Origin of the sequence: Cellulosimicrobium marinum, assembly GCF_020551945.1 — a bacterium.
Lineage (GTDB): Bacteria > Actinomycetota > Actinomycetes > Actinomycetales > Cellulomonadaceae > Cellulosimicrobium > Cellulosimicrobium marinum.
In genome coordinates this window covers 137,581-155,259 of sequence record NZ_JAJBZH010000007.1, presented here as the reverse complement: position 1 = coordinate 155,259, position 17,679 = coordinate 137,581, and the positions used below count along the sequence as shown (strand labels likewise).

Sequence of the window (17,679 nt, the reverse complement as noted above, 5' to 3'; positions counted from 1 at the left end):
CTACGACCGCGCGCCGCGCGGCGGGGAGCGCCGTCCAGCGGGCGGTCGCCGGGCGGCGCGAGGCGTCCGGTCAGCGGGTGCGCCTGCGCACGAGGACGAGGTCGTCGCGGTGCACGACCTCGCGGTCGTACCCCTCCCCCAGCTCCTCGCGCAGTGCGCCGGTCGTACGGCCGAGCAGGCCCGGGATGTCCCGCGACTCGAACGCGACGAGCCCGCGGGCGACGACCCGGCCGTCCGGCGCGACGAGCTCGACGGGATCGCCCGCGTCGAACTCGCCCTCGACCGCGGTGACCCCCGCCGGGAGCAGCGACGCCCGGCCGCCCTGCACGGCCCGCACCGCGCCGTCGTCCAGGACGAGCCGCCCGCGTGTGCGCGCCGCGTGGGCGAGCCAGAGCCGACGGCGCGTGGTCCGCTTCCCCGTCGCGGCGAACCACGTGCCGACCGGCTCGCCCGCGAGGGCCGCGGCCGCGTTCTGCGCCTGCGTGAGCACGACCGGGATGCCCGTGCCCGTCGCGATGGACACGGACTCGAGCTTGGTGAGCATGCCGCCCGTGCCGACCGCGCTCCCCCGCCCCGTGACCTCGACCCCGGCGAGGTCGGCGGGCGAGAGCACCTCCGGGATGCGGCGCGTGCCGGGACGCGACGGCGGCCCGTCGTACAGGCCGTCGACGTCGGTCAGGAGGACCATGGCGTCGGCGCGCACGAGGTGCGACACCAGCGCGGCGAGGCGGTCGTTGTCGCCGAACCGGATCTCGTCGGTCGCGACGGCGTCGTTCTCGTTGACGACGGGCACGACACCGAGGTCGAGCAGCCGTTCGAGCGAGCGCTGCGCGTTGCGGTAGTGCCCGCGGCGCACCGTGTCCTCCGCCGTGAGCAGCACCTGTCCCACCCGCAGGCCGTGCGCCGCGAACGCCTCCGCGTACCGCGCCACGAGCATCCCCTGCCCCACCGACGCCGTCGCCTGCGCGGTCGCGAGGTCGCGCGGCCGCGCCGAGAGCCCGAGCGGCCCGATGCCCGCGGCGATCGCGCCCGACGTGACCAGCACGACCTGCCCGCCCGCCGCGCGTCGTGCCGCGAGGACGTCCACGAGCGCGCGCAGGGCCGCGAGGTCGAGGTGGCCGTCCGGGCCCGTGAGCGAGGAGGAGCCGATCTTCACGACGACACGGTGCGCGGTGGCGATCTGGGACCGCGAGGACAGGGCGTTCACCGCCCCATCATCGCCGTCCGGGGCCGTGCGGCGCTGCCGATTTCACGTGGCAGGACGCGGGGACCGGGTGGGACCGCACTCAGTCGGCGTCGGGGTCGGTCCACGTGCCGGCCTCGCGCTCGGTCCACAGCTCGCGGCGCGCCTCGGCCTTGGCGTCCATGCGCTCGTGGTGCTCGCGACGCTTCTCCGAGCGGGTCGGGCGCAGGCGCTCGTCCAGACGGTTGTCCGAGCCGCGCGGTCCGCCGAGGAGCTCGGCACCGGTCATGAGGGTCGGCTCCCAGTCGAACACGACGGCGTTGGCGTCCGTCCCGATGCGGACCTCGTCACCCGCGACGGCGCCCGCCGCGAACAGCTTCTCCTCGACCCCGAGCCGCGCGAGCCGGTCGGCGAGGTAGCCGACGGCCTCGTCATTCGAGAAGTCCGTCTGACGCACCCAGCGCTCAGGCTTCGCGCCGCGCACCTGGAACCAGTAGTCGGTCGCGCCGCCCTTGCGCGAGACGGTGAAGCCCGCCTCGTCGACCGCCTTCGGCCGCAGCACGACGCGCGTCGGCTCCGGCGCGGGGGCCTGGGCGCGCGCCGCCGCGACGATCTCGGCGAGCGCGTACGTCAGGGGCCGCAGGCCCTCGTGGCTCGCGGTGGAGATCTCGAAGACCCGCAGGCCGCGCGCCTCGAGGTCGGGCTTGACGAGGTCGGCGAGGTCGCGCGCCTCGGGCACGTCGATCTTGTTGAGCACGACGATGCGGGGGCGCTCCATGAGCGGCACGCGCCCGCCCTCGATCTCGAGGTCGCCCGCGTACGCGGCGAGCTCCCCCTCGAGCACGTCGAGGTCGCTCACCGGGTCGCGGCCGGGTTCGAGCGTGGCGCAGTCGAGCACGTGCACGATCACGGCCGTGCGCTCGATGTGCCGCAGGAACTCCAGGCCGAGGCCCTTGCCCTCGCTCGCGCCCGGGATGAGCCCGGGGACGTCCGCGACCGTGTACCGCGCGCCGCCGGCCTGCACGACCCCGAGGTTCGGCACGAGCGTCGTGAACGGGTAGTCGGCGATCTTGGGCTTCGCGGCCGAGATCGCGGCGATCAGCGACGACTTCCCGGCGCTCGGGTAGCCGACGAGCGCGACGTCGGCGATGGTCTTGAGCTCGAGGACGACGTCGCGCTCCTCGCCCGGCTCGCCGAGCAGGGCGAACCCGGGTGCCTTGCGGCGCGGTGACGACAGGGCCGCGTTGCCGAGACCGCCGCGCCCGCCCTCCGCGACGACGTACTCGGCGCCCGTGCCGACGAGGTCCGCGAGGACGGTGCCGTCCGTGTCCTTGACGACGGTGCCGTCGGGAACGCGCAGGACGAGGTCGCCGCCGTTCGCGCCGTCGCGGTCGTCGCCCATCCCCTGCGTGCCGGACGTCGCGTGCCGGTGCGGGGAGTGGTGGTACTCGAGGAGCGTCGTCGTCTGGGGGTCGACGACGAGGCGCACGGTCCCGCCGTCGCCGCCGTTGCCCCCGTCAGGACCGGCGAGGGGCTTGAACTTCTCGCGGCGCACCGACGCGCAGCCGTTGCCCCCGTTCCCGCCGGAGACGTGGAGCACGACGCGATCGACGAAGGTGGCCATGGGGTGATCCTCTCGCAGGTGCGCAGGGTGCGCGGGGCGGCGGTCGTCCGCCGGGTGGGGCCGGGGTGGAACAGCAGGAGGGGCGCACCGCCACGGTGCGCCCCTCCTGCGGGAAAGTCTGCCGGTGTCGGCGTCGCGTCAGCCCTCGACGGCGACGACGTCGATGACCTTGCGGCCGCGACGGGTGCCGAACTGGACCGCGCCCGCGGTCAGGGCGAACAGCGTGTCGTCGCCACCGCGGCCGACGTTGTCACCGGGGTGGAAGTGCGTGCCGCGCTGGCGGACGATGATCTCGCCCGACTTGACGACCTGACCGCCGAAGCGCTTCACGCCGAGGCGCTGGGCGTTCGAGTCGCGACCGTTGCGCGAGGAGCTCGCGCCCTTCTTGTGTGCCATGACGGACCTGCTTTCGTACGAGGGGGAGGGTGCCGGACGACGCGGGGACGGGCCGTGGCCCGGCTACCTCGCGCCGCGGAAGATCACTTGATGCCGGTGACCTTGAGGCGGGTCAGCTGCTGACGGTGACCCTGGCGACGGCGGTAACCGGTCTTGTTCTTGTACCGCAGGATCGTGATCTTCGGACCCTTCTCGTCCCGCACGACCTCGGCGGTGACCTTGACCTTCGCGAGCTTCGCGGCGTCGGTGGTCACCTTCTCCCCGTCCACGAGCAGGAGAGCGGGCAGCTCCACGGACTCACCGACCCCGGCGGACACCCGGTCCACCACGACGATGTCGCCGACGGAAACCTTCTCCTGACGGCCACCGGCCTTGACGATCGCGTACACCACGTTGCTGCTCATCTCTCCTAGTCTTGGCGTGCTCGTCACGGCGGGGACGTCTTGGGAACTCGGGCAACGCCGCGGCGTGCGAGTGCGAACCGTCCGTGGGCACACGGGACCGGCGCGCCTGGGCGCGCCGACGTTCAAGACTACGGAACCGCAGGCGACAGGTCAAATGGCGCGCGGGCGGACCAGATGGCGCGCGGGCGGTCACGCGGGCGGTGCTGGGCGAGCGGCGCGCAGGCGGGCGAACGGGTGTCGACCGTGCCAGCCTGGGAGCGGAGGTGGGACCGTGCACCCCGAACCGTCGCGCCCCGACCGGGTCGCCGAGGCGATGCTCGCCGTCGAGCGCCGGTCCTTCCTGCCCCGCGACCAGCGCCGCCACGCGGACGAGGACCGGCCGCTCGCGATCGGCCACGGCCAGACGAGCTCCCAGCCTTCCACCGTCGCCGCGATGCTCCGGCTCCTCGACGTCCCGCCCGGCGCACGGGTCCTCGACGTCGGCTCCGGCTCGGGCTGGACGACGGCGCTCCTCGCCCGCCTGGCCGGCCCGGCCGGGCAGGTCGTCGGGGTGGAGCGCCACCCGGAGATCGCAGCCTGGGGGGCGGCGAACGTCGCCCGCGCCCGCGCGCCGTCGGCGAGCGTGACCACGGCCCGCCGCGGCGTGCTCGGGCGCCCGGGCGAGACGTTCGACCGGATCCTCGTCTCCGCTGCGGCCGACGCGCTCCCCCGCGCCCTGGTGGACCAGCTCGCCGTCGGGGGACGGATGGTCGTGCCCGTGCGCCACACGATGACGCTCGTCGAGCGCGGCGCCGACGACGTGCGCGCGACCGAGCACGGGACCTACTCGTTCGTGCCGCTCGTCGAGGACCCGCCCGACGGCTCCGCGGGCTGACCGGACGCCCCGTCCCGCCACGGCGCCGCGCCGAGGTGCGCACGGCACCGCGCCTCGTAGCGGTCCGCGCCCCCGACGTGCGAGGCGTCGGCGGCGAGCGCGTCGCTCCCCCGGGGCCGGCCGTCGCTGCGGACGTGGAACGCCGCGTCGTCGCCGCACACCGCGCACACCGCCGTGAGGCGGTCCACCCGCTCCGCGCGGGAGGCGAGGGCGGGCAGCGGCTCGAACGGCCTCGCGTCGTACGTGACGTCGAGCCCGGCGACCACGACCACGGCACCGGCGTCGGCGATCCGCTGCACGACGTCGACGAGACCCGCGCCGAAGAACTGCGCCTCGTCCACGGCGACGAGGTCCCACGGGCCCTCGTCGCGGGCGAGCGCCTCGAGCGCGCGGGCGTCACCCACCGTGCGGGACGCCACCGAGCGCCCGTCGTGCGTGCTCACGGTGCCGCTCCCTCGGCGTGTGTCGAGCGCGTGGCCGACCACCATCACGCGCCGTCCGGCGACCTGGGCGCGCCGCACCCGCCGCAGCAGCTCCTCGGTCTTGCCCGCGAACATGGGGCCGCACACGACCTCGACCCGGCCGCGCGGTCCTGGTCGCTCCCCGCTCACCGGGGCGGGCCCCGCCGCGAGCATCCCGACCTACCGGTGCCGCGCGAGCCCGGAGGGCTGACGCATCGGGAGCGGGCTCGGCGGGGGCAGCGTGTCGTCCGTGCGTCCCTCCTCGCGCCGCGACCGGCGCGAGGCCTCCCCGGCGGCAGCGGGGTCCGCGGGCGGCCGCCCGAGCACGGTGAGCTCCGGCGCGCGGACGACCGTCGGCATCTCCTTGGTGCCCGGACGGGCCGGCACGACCGGGGACATGCCGACGACGCCCGGTACGGGGACCGCGAACGGCACCGCGCCCCCCGCGGGCGCCGGGTCGGCGTCCGCGCGGTCCGCGTCCCGGCCCGCCGTCTCGGTCGGCCCGCTCGTCCGCCCGCCCGGCGAGGCATCGCTCGACGTGCCCGACGCCGTGGCCACCGGACGAGCCGCCGACGGAGCCGACGAGACTGCCGCCGGGTCCGTCGCGGGCGCCGTCGACGGTGCCGCCGAGGGTGCCGTCGAGACCGGCACCGAGGGTGCCGGGACCGGCGCCGGAGCGGGAGACCCGGTCCGGTTGAGCGCGCCGTACGGCACGTGGACGCTCGGTGCCGCCCGACGTGCCGACTCCACGTGCGCGCGCTGGTCGTCGAAGAAGATGTGCGGCCGCAGGACCTCGAGGATCCCCGACTTGTCCACCCCGCCCAGGAAGAACGCGTCGTCGACGGCGACGCCCCACGACTTCAGCGTCGCGACCGCCCGCTCGTGCGCGGGCGCGGACCGGGCCGTGACGAGCGCGACGTGCACGCGCGGCACGTACGCCGGGTCCGTGGCGCGGCGGGCCCGCTCGACCTCCTGGACCCGGTGGATCCCGACGAGCAGGTCGCGCAGCGGGCCGCCACCCAGGGGCACGTCCGCGAGCTCCTCCTCCCGGCGGCGGTAGCCCTCCAGGTCGCCCGCCCGGAAGGAGCGCTCCGAGGAGTCGTCGGCGAGGACGCCGTCGAAGTCGAACGCGATGCGCAGCTCGTCGCCGTCCTCGTCCGCGAAGGTCGGGTCGAGCACGTAGCCCGCGGGCAGGCCGCGGTCCACGGCGTCGCGCACCGAGGCCTCGTCCGCGGAGAGGAACAGGTCCATGTGCAGCGGGCGGATGAACTCGTACGGCGTGTGCCCCTGGCGGAACACCGCCCGCGTGATCGCGAGGTCGTGGTGGCGCACGGAGCGCATGACCCGCAGGCCCGTCTCCGGGGAGTTGCGCGACATGACGATGACCTCGACGAGCGGGTCGTCCGCCGGTGCCAGGTCGTTCAGCGCCAGGAGCCGACGGACGAACCCGAACGCGACCCCCGGGCGCAGCGGGTCGTCGAGGTGCTCCTCCTGGAACGCCCGGTAGGCGGCCTCCCCGTCGGTGCGGAACACCCGGTCGGAGTCGGTGAGGTCGAACAGTGCGGACGAGGCGACGCCGACGACGAGTCGGCCCGTGAGGTCGTAACCCATGGGGCGCACTATGCCAGGCCGGGCCCGTCCGCCGGAACGTCGCCCGGACGTCCCTCCCACTCCTCGCGCAGCACGCCGAGCACCACCGCGTCGTATCGTTCGCCGTCCACGACGCGGGCGCGCCGGAACCGCCCCTCCTCGACCATGCCGACCGCCCGGCCGGCCCGCAGCATGGCGTGGTTGCCGGACCACGTCGCCAGGTCGAGCCGCACCCAGTCCGTGACCGAGAACAGGTACGTCGTCCACGCCGCGAGCGCCGCCCGACCGACGCCGCGCCCCCGCCGGGCGGGGTCGTAGACCGTCACGCCCGTACGGGCCCACTGCGTCTCGACGGACTCCCAGTACCAGGAGCACGTGCCGACGAGGCGGTCGTCGGCGTCCGCGACCACCACGCGCCGCGGCGGGAGACCGTCCGCGCCCAGCCCGCCAGGACGGGAGGCCTGGTCGGCCGCGTCCCGCGCGAGGCGCGCGACGAGCGCGGCCGCCGCCGCGTCGTCGGGCACGGGGTAGTACGGGCCGTCCCACCGGTGCCACTCGTGGTGCGGGCGCATCCAGTCGCGGAACGCGGCGAGGTCCGGCGCGGTCCAGCCGCGCAGCCGCACCCCGGGCCCGACGCCGTAGGTCGGGACAGTCGTCACTCCTCGCCCTCGGGCGCTCCCGTCGTGCTGTCGGGCCCCGGGGCACCCTGGTCGGCGTGCTCGTGGCCGTGCTCGTGCTCGTGGGCGTGCGCGGCGGCGGCCGCGATGGTCGCGAGCGTCGCCTTGACGGCCTCGCGCGCCTGCGAGGAGACCTCGGGCAGGACGGGCACGCCCGCGTGGGGCAGCGTGATCGCGTCCTTCGACGCGCCCGACGACGACGCACCGCCCGCACCGCCGGAGCCGGACCCGCCGCGCTTGCGACGCGAGCGCTTGCTCTCGCCGCCGTCGTCGGACGACCCGCCGCCGTTGCCCTGGCCGTTCCCGCCCGACCTCTCGACCGGGTCGGTGTGGACGATGAAGCCACGGCCGTGGCAGTGCTCGCACGTCTCGCTGAACGCCTCGACGAGACCCTGGCCGACGCGCTTGCGCGTCATCTGCACGAGCCCGAGCGACGTCACCTCGGCGACCTGGTGCTTCGTCCGGTCGCGGCCCAGGCACTCGACGAGACGGCGCAGCACGAGGTCGCGGTTCGACTCCAGGACCATGTCGATGAAGTCGATGACGATGATGCCGCCGATGTCGCGCAGCCGGAGCTGGCGGACGATCTCCTCCGCGGCCTCCAGGTTGTTGCGCGTCACGGTCTCCTCGAGCGTGCCGCCCGAGCCGGTGAACTTGCCGGTGTTGACGTCGACGACCGTCATCGCCTCGGTGCGGTCGATGACGAGCGAGCCGCCCGACGGGAGCCAGACCTTGCGGTCCATCCCCTTCGCGAGCTGCTCGTCGACGCGGTGCACCGTGAAGACGTCGTTCGTGCCGGTCCACCGCGAGACGCGCTCGCGCAGGTCGGGGGCGAGCTCCTCGACGTAGGACGAGATCTCGCCCCACGCGGAGTCGCCCTGCACCACGAGCGAGCTGAAGTCGTCGTTGAAGATGTCGCGGACCACGCGGATCGCGAGGTCGGGCTCACCCTGCAGCAGGGCGGGCGCCGACGCGCCCTTCGCCTTCTTCTCGATCGTCTCCCACTGGCCGCGCAGACGCTCGACGTCCGCGCGCAGCTCGTCCTCGCTCGCGCCCTCCGCGGCGGTGCGCACGATGACGCCCGCGCCGTCGGGCACGACCTCCTTGAGGATCTTCTTCAGGCGGTTGCGCTCGGTGTCGGGCAGCTTGCGGCTGATGCCGGTCATGCCGCCGCCGGGCACGTACACGAGGTAGCGGCCCGCGAGCGTGATCTGCGACGTGAGACGCGCGCCCTTGTGGCCGATCGGGTCCTTCGTGACCTGCACGAGGACGGTGTCGCCCGACTTCAGCGCCTGCTCGATGCGGCGCGGCTGGCCCTCCAGGCCGACGGCGTCCCAGTTCACCTCGCCGGCGTACAGCACCGCGTTGCGGCCCTTGCCGACGTCGATGAACGCGGCCTCCATGCTCGGGAGCACGTTCTGCACGCGACCGAGGTAGACGTTGCCGGCCATCGACGCCTGCGACTGCTGCGAGACGTAGTGCTCCACGAGCACGCCGTCCTCGAGCACGGCGATCTGCGTGCGGCCGCCCGTCTCCCGCACGACCATCGCCCGCTCGACCGCCTCGCGGCGCGCGAGGAACTCGGCCTCGGTGATGATCTGGCGGCGACGGCCCGCGTCACGGCCCTCGCGGCGGCGCTGGCGCTTCGCCTCGAGGCGCGTCGACCCCTTGAGCGCCGTGACCTCGTCCGACAGGCTGCGCTCGCGCGGACGCTGGCGCGACGACGAGCCCTCGCCGGGCTCGCCGCGACCGCCGCGACGGCGGCGCCGACGGCGACGCGACGAGCCGCTCTCCTCGCCGTTCTCGCCCTCGGCGGGCTCGGCCTGCTCGGTCGCCTCGGCCTCCGCGTCCGCGGGGGTCTCGTCCTCGGCGGCGGGATCCGCCGCGGCGTCCTGCCCTTCGGGCGCGTCGTCCGCACCGGAGTCACGACCGTTGTCCGGGCGGCCACGACGACCGCGGCCCCCGCGACGGCGCCGACGGCGCGGGGCGCCCTCGTCGCCGGGCTCCACGGCGTCCTCGACCTCGGCGAAGTCCTGCGGCCCGAACTCGTCGTCGGGAAGGTCGACGCCCTCTGCGACGAGCTCGCTCTCGATGAGCTCGATCTCCTCGACGGCGGCGCGGTCCTCACCGGTGAGCACGACGTCGGTGGCGACGGGCTTGCCGGTGGCGACGGTCTTGGCGGCAGACTCCGTGGTGCCGACCGTCGCGGTGTCGGGCGTCGCGGCGTCGGGCGTCGCGGCGGGAGCGGCGTCGCGCGTCGCGGACGCCTTCCCGGCGTCCGCCGGCGTACCGGTCGGAGCCGGCGTCTCGGAGGTGCGCCCGGCGTCCGCCGGGGCCGCGTCGTGGTGGCGCGGCGGGCCCGCCGGGCTCTGCGCGCGGCGGGGACGGCGCGGCGCAGCCGCCGGGTCCGGCGCCTGGAACAGCAGCGCGGTCGTCGCGAGACGCGGCTTGTCGCCCGAGCCGGTCGTCGCCGTGGTGCCCGGGCGGGTGGAGCGCGACGGCGTCGCGTCGGCAGCCGCGCCCGCGGCGTCCTGCGCGGCGGCCGTGGTCTCGGCGCCCGTCGCGCTCGGGGCGACGGCGTCCTGCGGTGCCGCGGTCTCCGGCGCGTCGCCCTGGGGCGCCGACGTCGCGCGACGGGATCGGCGGGCAGGGCGCGTGCGCCCGGACGTGGCCGCCCCGTCGGCGGCCGGGGCCGCCTCGGAGGTCGCGGCGGCACCCGCGGTGTCGGGACCTGCCGCGTCGACGGCGGGCGCGTCCGACGTGCCCGCGGTCTCCCCTACGGTCTCCCCGGGGGCCGCGGACTCCGCCGGCCCGGAGGCGGCGGTGGCGCGGCGCGAGCGGCGGGCGGGCTTCTTCTTCTCCGCGGCGGGCTCGGCCGGGGCCTGCGGGGCCGGCTCGGTCTGCTCGTCGGCGGGCACCTGGACGGACGGCGCCTCCTGCGCCGCCTCGACCGGTGCGGCCTTGCCGGAGCGGCGGCCGGAGCGGCGCGGGCGACGGGGCTCGTCGACGGCCCCGAGGAGGGCGTCGGCGTCCGGCGCGGCGGTCGTGCCGCGCGCCTCGGCCGGCGCGTCGCCGGGGGCGGCGGTGAGGCCGAACTCGGAGAGCACGTCGAGCGCGGGCGCGGGCTGCGTGGCGGGGGCCTCGGCGTCGGGTGCGGTCTCGGGTGTCACGTCGGACGTCGCCGCGGCACGCTTCGTCGACGCCTTCGTGGTGGCCTTCGTCGTGGGCTTCGTGGTGGCCTTCGTGGTGGCCTTGCCCGCGGACTTCGTGCCTCGACGGGCGCGCGTCGCGCGAGCCGGCTCCGCGGCGTCGGGCGTGCCCGCCTCGGCGGACGCGGCCGGGGCGTCGGGCCCGTCGGCGGCCGGGGGCGCGTCGGTGACGGGCGGCGTCGGCTGGTCGGTCTCGCCCGAGGCGGCCGTGGTCGTGGCGCGCGTGGCGCGCCGCGACCGGCGCGGCGCCTTCGTGGCGGCGGGCTCCGACGGGGTGACGGGCTCCGGGGCCTGGTCCGCGACCGGGACGGCGGGTTCGGCGGGGGCGGCGGCCTGCGGGGTGGCGGGCTCCGCGGCGGGCGGGGCGGCGCTGCGGGTGGCGCGCCGTCGGGCGGGCTTGCGACCGGGGGCGGTGCCCGTGCTCTCGGCCGGCGTGGCCGGGCCCGAGGTCGCGTCGGTCGTGCTGTCTGAGGTGCTGTCGAGCGTCACGCGTCGTGCTCCTGCTTGCCCGCGGACCCACCCCGCACCGTGCGGGCCCCTCGGGCGGTCGGTCGTCGCCGGGGAAGAGCGCACCGGAGCGCGTCTCCCCCGCGACGGAAGTCGTCGGTCACGGCCGCGGCTGGCGGTGCGGCGCGGGCGCCTGCCGGTCCGGGCCCTTCGCCCCGGGGCGGCGCTCCGCGGGCCGCTTCGCGGCTGCTGCGGGCACGTGGTGCCGGTGGGCGATGCGGTGCCCGACCGGTCCGCCCAGTATCGCACAGGGGGGCCGACCGGCCCCGCCGACACGCACCGCCCGTCGGGACGCTCGTCCGACGGCGGCGGGACCAAGGTCCCCAGACCTTGTGAACATAGTCACAAGCGGTGCGTTTTCAGCACTTCGCGTCATCTCCGCCCGCGCCGATGGGGCAGATTGGGCCTAGCGTCAGACCGTGGGGACTCGCCGTGGCGTGCCCCTCCGGTGTCGTCCGTCCCGACCCCGTCGGCCCCCGAGGAGCACCCGTGGAAGCCCTGGAGCTCGCGCGATGGCAGTTCGCCATCACGACCGTCTACCACTTCATCTTCGTCCCGCTGACGATCGGCCTCGCCCCGCTCGTCGCGATCATGCAGACCGCCTGGGTGCGCACCGGCAACGAGCGGTGGCTGCGCCTGACGAAGTTCTTCGGCAAGCTCCTCCTCATCAACTTCGCCCTCGGCGTCGTGACCGGCATCGTGCAGGAGTTCCAGTTCGGGATGAACTGGAGCGAGTACTCGCGCTTCGTCGGCGACGTCTTCGGCGCGCCCCTCGCGATGGAGGCCCTCGCCGCGTTCTTCATCGAGTCCACGTTCCTCGGGCTGTGGATCTTCGGCTGGGACCGCCTCAGCAAGAAGGTGCACCTCGCGTGCATCTGGGCCGTCGCGATCGCCGTGAACCTCTCCGCGTTCTTCATCCTCGCCGCGAACTCGTGGATGCAGCACCCCGTCGGCGCGGTCTACAACCCCGAGACGGGCCGCGCCGAGATGAACGACGTCTGGGCCGTGCTCACCAACAACACGCTCCTCGCGGCCTTTCCGCACCAGATCACCGCGACCCTGCTCACCGCCGGGACGTTCGTCACCGGCATCGCCGCGTGGTGGATGGTGCGGCTCGTGCGGACCCGCAAGGCCGAGAACGTCGAGCTCGCGCGCGACGTCTACCGCCCCGCCGTGACGCTCGGCGTGATCGCCATGCTCGTCGGCGGGCTCGGGGTCGCCGTCTCCGGCGACATCCAGGGCAAGATCATGTACGAGCAGCAGCCGGGCAAGATGTCGTCGGCCGAGGCGCTGTGCCAGGGCGAGGAGGGCGCGGCGTTCTCCATCCTCACGATCGGCGACCTGTCGAACTCGTGCGAGAACGTCACGCACCTCATCGAGATCCCCGGCCTCGCCTCCTACCTCGGCACGGGTCACTTCTCGGGCCCCGAGAGCTACCTGCCCGGCGTCGAGGACGTCCAGGAGCAGATGACCGAGCGGTACGGCGACGTCACCGCCGACGGCGACCCGGTCACCTACACGCCGAACCTCGCCATGACCTACTGGTCGTTCCGCCTCATGATCGGCATGGCCGCAGGGTCCGTGCTCCTCGCGCTCATGGCGCTGTGGCTCACGCGCAAGGGGCGCGTCACCGACAACGTGTGGTTCGCGCGCGTCGGCCTCATCGCCATCCCCATGCCCTTCCTCGCGAACTCGTTCGGCTGGATCTTCACCGAGATGGGGCGCCAGCCCTGGGTCGTCGCGCCCAACCCGACCGGGATCGACCAGATCCGGCTGCTCACCGAGCGCGGCGTGTCCACCGCCGTCAGCCCCGGCATGGTCCTCACCTCGATGATCGTCTTCACGCTCGTCTACGGCGCGCTGGCAGCCGTCTGGTTCGTGCTCATGCGCCGCTACGCCGTCGAGGGCGTCCCGCTGTCGGTGCGCGACGAGTCGCCGGAGGCGCAGGAACCGCCCGACGGCGACGACGAGTCCGCCGACCGCCCGTTGTCGTTCGCGTACTGACGCGGCCCCGACCCTGCTGACACGCTAGGAGAGCACCGCCGTGGATCTCGCCGTCGTCTGGTTCCTGCTCATCGCCGTCCTGTGGACCGGCTACCTCGTCCTCGAGGGCTTCGACTTCGGGGTGGGCATGCTCGTCTCGCTGCTGCCCCGGGGGGACAAGGAGCACAAGGAGAAGGAGCGCCGCGTCCTCATCAACACCATCGGGCCCGTCTGGGACGGCAACGAGGTGTGGCTCCTCACCGCGGGCGGCGCGACGTTCGCCGCCTTCCCCGAGTGGTACGCGACCCTCTTCTCCGGCTTCTACCTGCCGCTCCTGCTCATCCTCGTCGCGCTCATCGTGCGCGGCGTCGCGTTCGAGTACCGCGGCAAGATCGCGGACGAGCAGTGGGCCCGCCGCTGCGACGCCGCGATCCAGGTCGGGTCGTGGGTGCCCGCCGTCCTCTGGGGCGTCGCGTTCGCGAACCTCGTGCGGGGCGTCGAGCTCGACGCCGACCACCAGTTCACCGGCGGCTTCTTCTCGCTCCTGTCCCCGTTCGCCCTCCTCGGTGGCCTCGTCACCCTCGTGCTGTTCCTCCTGCACGGTGCCGTGTTCGTCGCGCTGAAGACCGACGGCGAGATCCGCCACCGCGCGCGCCGGTTCGCCGCGGTGCTCGGCGTCGCCGCGGTCGTCGTCGCGGGCGGCTGGGCCGTGTGGGCCCAGGTCGCCTACTCGGTCCCGTGGACGTGGGTCGCGGTGGCCGCGGCGGCCGGCGGGCTCGTGGGGGCCCTCGTCGCGAACGCCCGAGGTCGCGAGGGGTGGGCGTTCGGCGCGTCGGCGCTCACGCTCGTCGCCGCGGTGGTGCTGATCTTCGGGTCGATGTACCCCGACGTCATGCCCGCCACCGACCCGGCGAACTCCCTGACCGTCCACAACGCGTCGTCCACCGACTACACCCTCACCGTCATGACCTGGGTCGCCGTGCTCCTCACCCCGCTCGTGATCGCCTACCAGGCGTGGACCTACTGGGTGTTCCGGCGCCGCCTGTCCACGCACGACATCCCCGCCCCCGCAGGCCTGTCCCTGAGGAAGGTCCGCGAGGCGGCGTTCGGCGGCGCGTCGTCCGGCGGGGCCGCCGGGCGCGACCTCACCTCCGACGACGGGACGCCCCGAGCGTGAAGCCGCTCGACCCGCGGCTCCTGCGGCAGGCGCGCGCCGCACGGGGCTACGTGGTCCTCACGGCGGTGCTCGGCTTCGTCACCGCGGGCCTCGTCGTCGCGCAGGCGCTCCTGCTCGGCGCGATCCTCGCCCCGGCGATCCAGCGCACCGCGGACCTGGCCGACGTCGCCGACCACCTCGCCCTCCTGGCCGGGGTGGTCGCGGCGCGGGCCGCGGTGTCGTGGGCGCAGGAGCGGTTCGCCCTGCGCGCCGCGACCCGCACCGTCACCGAGCTGCGCGAGCAGGTCGTCGCGCACGCCGCCGCCCTCGGGCCACGGTGGCTCGCGAGCGGGCGCGGCCCCGCCGTCGCGACCCTCGCGACGCGCGGCCTCGACGCGCTCGAGCCGTACCTCGTGCGCTACCTCCCCCAGCTCCTGCTCGCCGCGACCGTCACCCCCGCGGCGCTCGCCGTCGTGCTCGGCCTCGACTGGGTCTCCGCGCTCGTCATCGCCGTCACCATCCCCCTCGTCCCGCTGTTCATGGTCCTCGTCGGCCAGCTCACCGCCGGGACGTCGGAGCGCCGGCTCGTCGTCATGCAGCGCCTCGGCGCGCAGGTCCTCGACCTCCTCGCGGGCCTGCCGACCCTCCTGGCGTTCGGCCGGGCACGCGGCCCCGAGAAGCGCGTCCGGGCGCTCGGCGAGGCGAACCGGCGGGCGACGATGGGCACGCTGCGCGTCGCGTTCCTCTCCGGCATGGTGCTCGAGCTCCTCACGACGCTGTCCGTCGCGGTCGTCGCCGTCGGGGTGGGCCTGCGGCTCGTCCACGGCGGCATGGACCTCGAGCCGGCGATCGCCGTGCTCGTCCTCGCACCCGAGGTGTACCTGCCGCTGCGCCAGGTCGGCATGCACTTCCACGCCTCCACCGACGGGATCGCCGCCGCGCAGCAGGCCTTCGCGATCCTCGACGAACCCGCTCCCGAGCGCGGCACCCGGCCCGCGCCGAACCTCGCCGGCTCGACCCTGACCCTGCACGGCGTCGGCGTCCGGGCGGGCGACCGCGGCGTCCTCGCCCCGGACGGTCTCGACCTGATCCTGCCCGTCGGCACCACCGACGGCAGGCCCGGCCGCGTCGTCGCGCTCACCGGGCCGAGCGGCGCCGGCAAGACGACCGCCGTCCACGTGCTCCTCGGCCTCGTGCGGCCCGACCACGGCGACGTCACCTGGACCACGCCCGACGGCGAGCGCATCCCCCTCGCCGACCTCGACCCCGCGACCACCTGGCCGCAGGTGGCCTGGCTCCCCCAGCGCCCCGCGCTCGCCCCCGGGAGCCTGCGCGACGCCGTGACCGACGGCCTCGACGTCGACGGCGCGGACCTCGCGCGCGCCGCCCGCACCGCCGGCCTCGACGACGTCGTCGCGTCGCTCCCCGACGGCTGGGACACGCCCGTCGGGCGCGGCGGGACGGGCCTGAGCGTCGGGCAGCGCCAGCGCGCGGCACTGGCGGCCGCCCTGCTCGGCGACCCCGCGAGCACCCCGCTCGTGATCCTCGACGAGCCCACCGCCCACCTCGACGCCCGCGGCGAGCAGGTCGTGCTCGACGCCGTGCGCACCTGGCGCGACCAGGGCCGCACCGTGCTCGTCGTCGCCCACCGCGCCTCCCTCGTGGGCGTCGCCGACGAGGTGGTGACCGTCGCGTCGGCGGTCGTCTCGCCCGCCGCGGCCGAGGTGACGGCATGACCGCGGCACCGCCCACGCCCCCCACCGGGTCCGGGCCTCGCACCCGTCTCGCCGCCGACCCCCTGTGGCAGGCCGTGCGCCTGCTCGACGTGCGGTGGCGCCGTGTCGTGGGGGCCGTCGTGCTCGGCACGCTCGCGCTCGGCAGCTCCGTCGCGCTCGCGGCCGCCGCGGCGTGGCTCATCGCGCGCGCGTCCCAGATGCCGCCGGTGCTCACCCTGTCCGTCGCCGTCGTCGCGGTGCGCGCGTTCGGCATCTCCCGCGGCGTGTTCCGCTACCTCGAACGCCTCGCGTCCCACGACGTCGCGCTGCGCGGCATGGCGGCCCTGCGCGCCAACCTGTACGCGGCCCTGGCCGACGGGTCGCCCGCCGCGCTCGTGCGCCTCCGTCGGGGCGACCTGCTCGCGCGCGTGGGCGCCGACGTGGACGACGTCGGCGACGTCGTGGTGCGCGCGGTCGTGCCCGCGGGGGTCGCGCTCGCCGTGTCCGCCGGGTCGGTCGTCCTCGTCGGCGCGTTCCTCCCGGCGGCGGGGGTCGCGCTCGCGCTGTGCCTCGTCGTCGCGGCGGTCGTCGCGCCGTGGCTCTCGGCGCGGTCGGCCCGCGAGGTCGAGGAGCGCGGCGCCGCCGCCCGGGCCGCGATGACCGCGTCCGCGCTCGAGGTCCTCGAGGAGTCGGGGCCGCTCGCGGTGTCCGGGCGCCTCGACGGCCGCCTCGCCGACCTGCGCGCCGCGGACCGCGACCTCGCGCGGGCGACGGACGACGGCGCCCGCACGGGAGGCGTCGCGGCCGCCCTCGCCGCGGCGTCCGTCGGCGTCGCGGTGCTCGCGGCCCTCGCGCTCGGCATCCCGGCGGTCGTCGGCGGGACGCTCACGCCCGAGGAGCTGTCCGTCGTCGTGCTCACGCCGCTCGCGGTGTTCGAGGCGGCGAACGCGCTGCCCGCCGCCGCGGTCCAGCTCCACCGCTCGCGTCAGGCGGCCCGCCGCGTCATCGGGCTCCTCGACCTGTCGGTGACGCGCGGCCCCCGCCCGGCACCGCACGCGGACGGCGACCGGAGCACGGCCCCCCCGCACCCCGCCCCGACGCTCGTGCTCGACGACGCGGCGTGCGCCTGGGACGCCGGGTCCGGCGGGCGCACGGTCGTCACCGGGGTCGACCTCGCGCTGTCGCCGGGTCGCGCCGTCGCGCTCGTCGGGCCGTCCGGCGTCGGGAAGACGACGCTGCTCGCGACCGCCGCCGGTCTGCTCCCCCCGGTGGCCGGACGCGTCACGCTCGACGACGCGGACGTCGCCGGCCTGCCGCGCGCCGAGGCGGCACGCGGCGTCGTGCTCGTCGCGGAGGACGGCCACGTGTTCGACACGACCGTGCTGGAGAACCTGCGGGTCGCACGCGGTGACGTGACCGCCCAGGAGGCGGAGGACGCCCTGCGCGACGTCGGCCTCGGTGCCTGGCTCGCCGCCCTGCCCGACGGCGTCGGCACGACCCTCGGGCCGGACGCCACCGACGTGTCCGGGGGCGAGCGCCGTCGGCTCCTCGTGGCGCGCGCGCTCCTCGCCCCGGCGCCCCTCGTCCTCCTGGACGAGCCCGCGGAGCACCTCGACCCCGCGACGGCCGACGCGCTCGTGCGGCGGCTCGTCGCCGCGACCCGCGACGCGGGCGGTCCGGGCCGGCGGGGGGTCGTCGTCGCCACGCACCGGCTCAGTGCGCTCGAGGCGGTCGACGAGGTGCTCCTCCTCGGGCGCGACGGCCCCGGCTCCCACGCCCGGGTCGTGGCGCGCGGGACGCACGCCGAGCTGCTCGGGCGCCCGGAGTACCGCTGGTCGCTCGACCAGGAGCTCCCGACGGCGCGGTGATACGTTCACCACGCCCGCCGGGACCGGCGCGG

The 17,679-nt window shown here is 75.8% G+C and carries 13 protein-coding genes; 5 read left to right on the top strand and 8 right to left on the bottom strand.

Features of this window, described 5'->3' with window-relative positions; translation table 11 throughout:
* Positions 1-70: 70 nt before the first annotated feature.
* The 4 genes from proB to rplU all read right to left on the bottom strand — a co-directional run bounded on the left by proB (position 71) and on the right by rplU (position 3,595).
* The gene (gene proB, locus LGQ04_RS15585; RefSeq protein WP_229244904.1) at positions 71-1,198 is read right to left on the bottom strand and encodes a glutamate 5-kinase; all 1,128 of its coding nucleotides are present in this window, start codon (positions 1,196-1,198) and stop codon (positions 71-73) included.
* 88 nt (positions 1,199-1,286) lie between these two features.
* On the bottom strand, positions 1,287-2,807 hold the full coding sequence (gene obgE / locus LGQ04_RS15580; protein WP_229244880.1) for a GTPase ObgE: 1,521 nt from the start codon (positions 2,805-2,807) through the stop codon (positions 1,287-1,289).
* Positions 2,808-2,945: 138 nt separating this feature from the next.
* Complete coding sequence (gene rpmA, locus LGQ04_RS15575; RefSeq protein WP_229244879.1) at positions 2,946-3,203, bottom strand: 50S ribosomal protein L27; 258 nt, start codon at positions 3,201-3,203, stop codon at positions 2,946-2,948.
* Positions 3,204-3,286: 83 nt separating this feature from the next.
* On the bottom strand, positions 3,287-3,595 hold the full coding sequence (gene rplU / locus LGQ04_RS15570; RefSeq protein ID WP_229244903.1) for a 50S ribosomal protein L21: 309 nt from the start codon (positions 3,593-3,595) through the stop codon (positions 3,287-3,289).
* Positions 3,596-3,920: 325 nt separating this feature from the next.
* Here rplU and LGQ04_RS15565 point away from each other — a divergent pair, with 325 nt between their 5' ends.
* Positions 3,921-4,481 carry a protein-L-isoaspartate O-methyltransferase family protein gene (locus tag LGQ04_RS15565; protein WP_229244902.1) on the top strand — a complete coding sequence of 187 codons (561 nt, stop codon included), beginning with the start codon at positions 3,921-3,923 and terminating at the stop codon, positions 4,479-4,481.
* Here the strand turns inward: LGQ04_RS15565 and LGQ04_RS15560 are convergent.
* Genes LGQ04_RS15560 through LGQ04_RS15545 form a run of 4 tightly spaced genes read right to left on the bottom strand, consistent with a single transcriptional unit; the run spans position 4,430 to position 10,907 of the window.
* A complete protein-coding gene (locus tag LGQ04_RS15560) occupies positions 4,430-5,092 on the bottom strand; it encodes a thymidine kinase (protein WP_308016419.1) in 663 nt (220 codons plus the stop codon). The genes LGQ04_RS15565 and LGQ04_RS15560 overlap by 52 nt on opposite strands.
* A gap of 30 nt (positions 5,093-5,122) precedes the next feature.
* Positions 5,123-6,553 carry a 5'-nucleotidase gene (locus tag LGQ04_RS15555; RefSeq protein WP_229244877.1) on the bottom strand — a complete coding sequence of 477 codons (1,431 nt, stop codon included), beginning with the start codon at positions 6,551-6,553 and terminating at the stop codon, positions 5,123-5,125.
* An 8-nt stretch (positions 6,554-6,561) separates the two neighbouring features.
* Positions 6,562-7,191, bottom strand: a complete 630-nt coding sequence (locus LGQ04_RS15550) for a GNAT family N-acetyltransferase (RefSeq protein WP_229244876.1) — start codon at positions 7,189-7,191, stop codon at positions 6,562-6,564.
* The gene (locus tag LGQ04_RS15545) at positions 7,188-10,907 is read right to left on the bottom strand and encodes an Rne/Rng family ribonuclease (protein WP_308016418.1); all 3,720 of its coding nucleotides are present in this window, start codon (positions 10,905-10,907) and stop codon (positions 7,188-7,190) included. Before LGQ04_RS15545 ends, LGQ04_RS15550 begins: the two co-directional genes overlap by 4 nt.
* 507 nt (positions 10,908-11,414) lie before the next feature.
* Between LGQ04_RS15545 and LGQ04_RS15540 the strand changes: the two genes are divergently transcribed.
* From LGQ04_RS15540 to cydC, 4 genes are read left to right on the top strand one after another with little or no spacing between them, the layout of a single operon-like run.
* Positions 11,415-12,929 (top strand): cytochrome ubiquinol oxidase subunit I, encoded by a 1,515-nt coding sequence (locus LGQ04_RS15540; protein ID WP_229244875.1) that lies wholly within the window; start codon positions 11,415-11,417, stop codon positions 12,927-12,929.
* Between the two features lie 40 nt (positions 12,930-12,969).
* A complete protein-coding gene (cydB, locus tag LGQ04_RS15535; protein ID WP_229244874.1) occupies positions 12,970-14,085 on the top strand; it encodes a cytochrome d ubiquinol oxidase subunit II in 1,116 nt (371 codons plus the stop codon).
* Positions 14,082-15,800 (top strand): thiol reductant ABC exporter subunit CydD, encoded by a 1,719-nt coding sequence (gene cydD, locus LGQ04_RS15530; protein ID WP_229244873.1) that lies wholly within the window; start codon positions 14,082-14,084, stop codon positions 15,798-15,800. Before cydB ends, cydD begins: the two co-directional genes overlap by 4 nt.
* The gene (cydC, locus tag LGQ04_RS15525) at positions 15,797-17,647 is read left to right on the top strand and encodes a thiol reductant ABC exporter subunit CydC (protein WP_229244872.1); all 1,851 of its coding nucleotides are present in this window, start codon (positions 15,797-15,799) and stop codon (positions 17,645-17,647) included. Before cydD ends, cydC begins: the two co-directional genes overlap by 4 nt.
* Positions 17,648-17,679 lie beyond the last annotated feature (32 nt).

Excerpts from the sequence above, each read along its gene's own strand:
- LGQ04_RS15555 (WP_229244877.1), bottom strand. The coding sequence starts at position 6,553 with ATGGGTTACGACCTCACGGGCCGACTCGTCGTCGGCGTCGCCTCGTCC.
- obgE (WP_229244880.1), bottom strand. The coding sequence starts at position 2,807 with ATGGCCACCTTCGTCGATCGCGTCGTGCTCCACGTCTCCGGCGGGAAC.
- rpmA (WP_229244879.1), bottom strand. The coding sequence starts at position 3,203 with ATGGCACACAAGAAGGGCGCGAGCTCCTCGCGCAACGGTCGCGACTCG.
- cydC (WP_229244872.1), top strand. The coding sequence starts at position 15,797 with ATGACCGCGGCACCGCCCACGCCCCCCACCGGGTCCGGGCCTCGCACC.
- LGQ04_RS15565 (WP_229244902.1), top strand. The coding sequence starts at position 3,921 with ATGCTCGCCGTCGAGCGCCGGTCCTTCCTGCCCCGCGACCAGCGCCGC.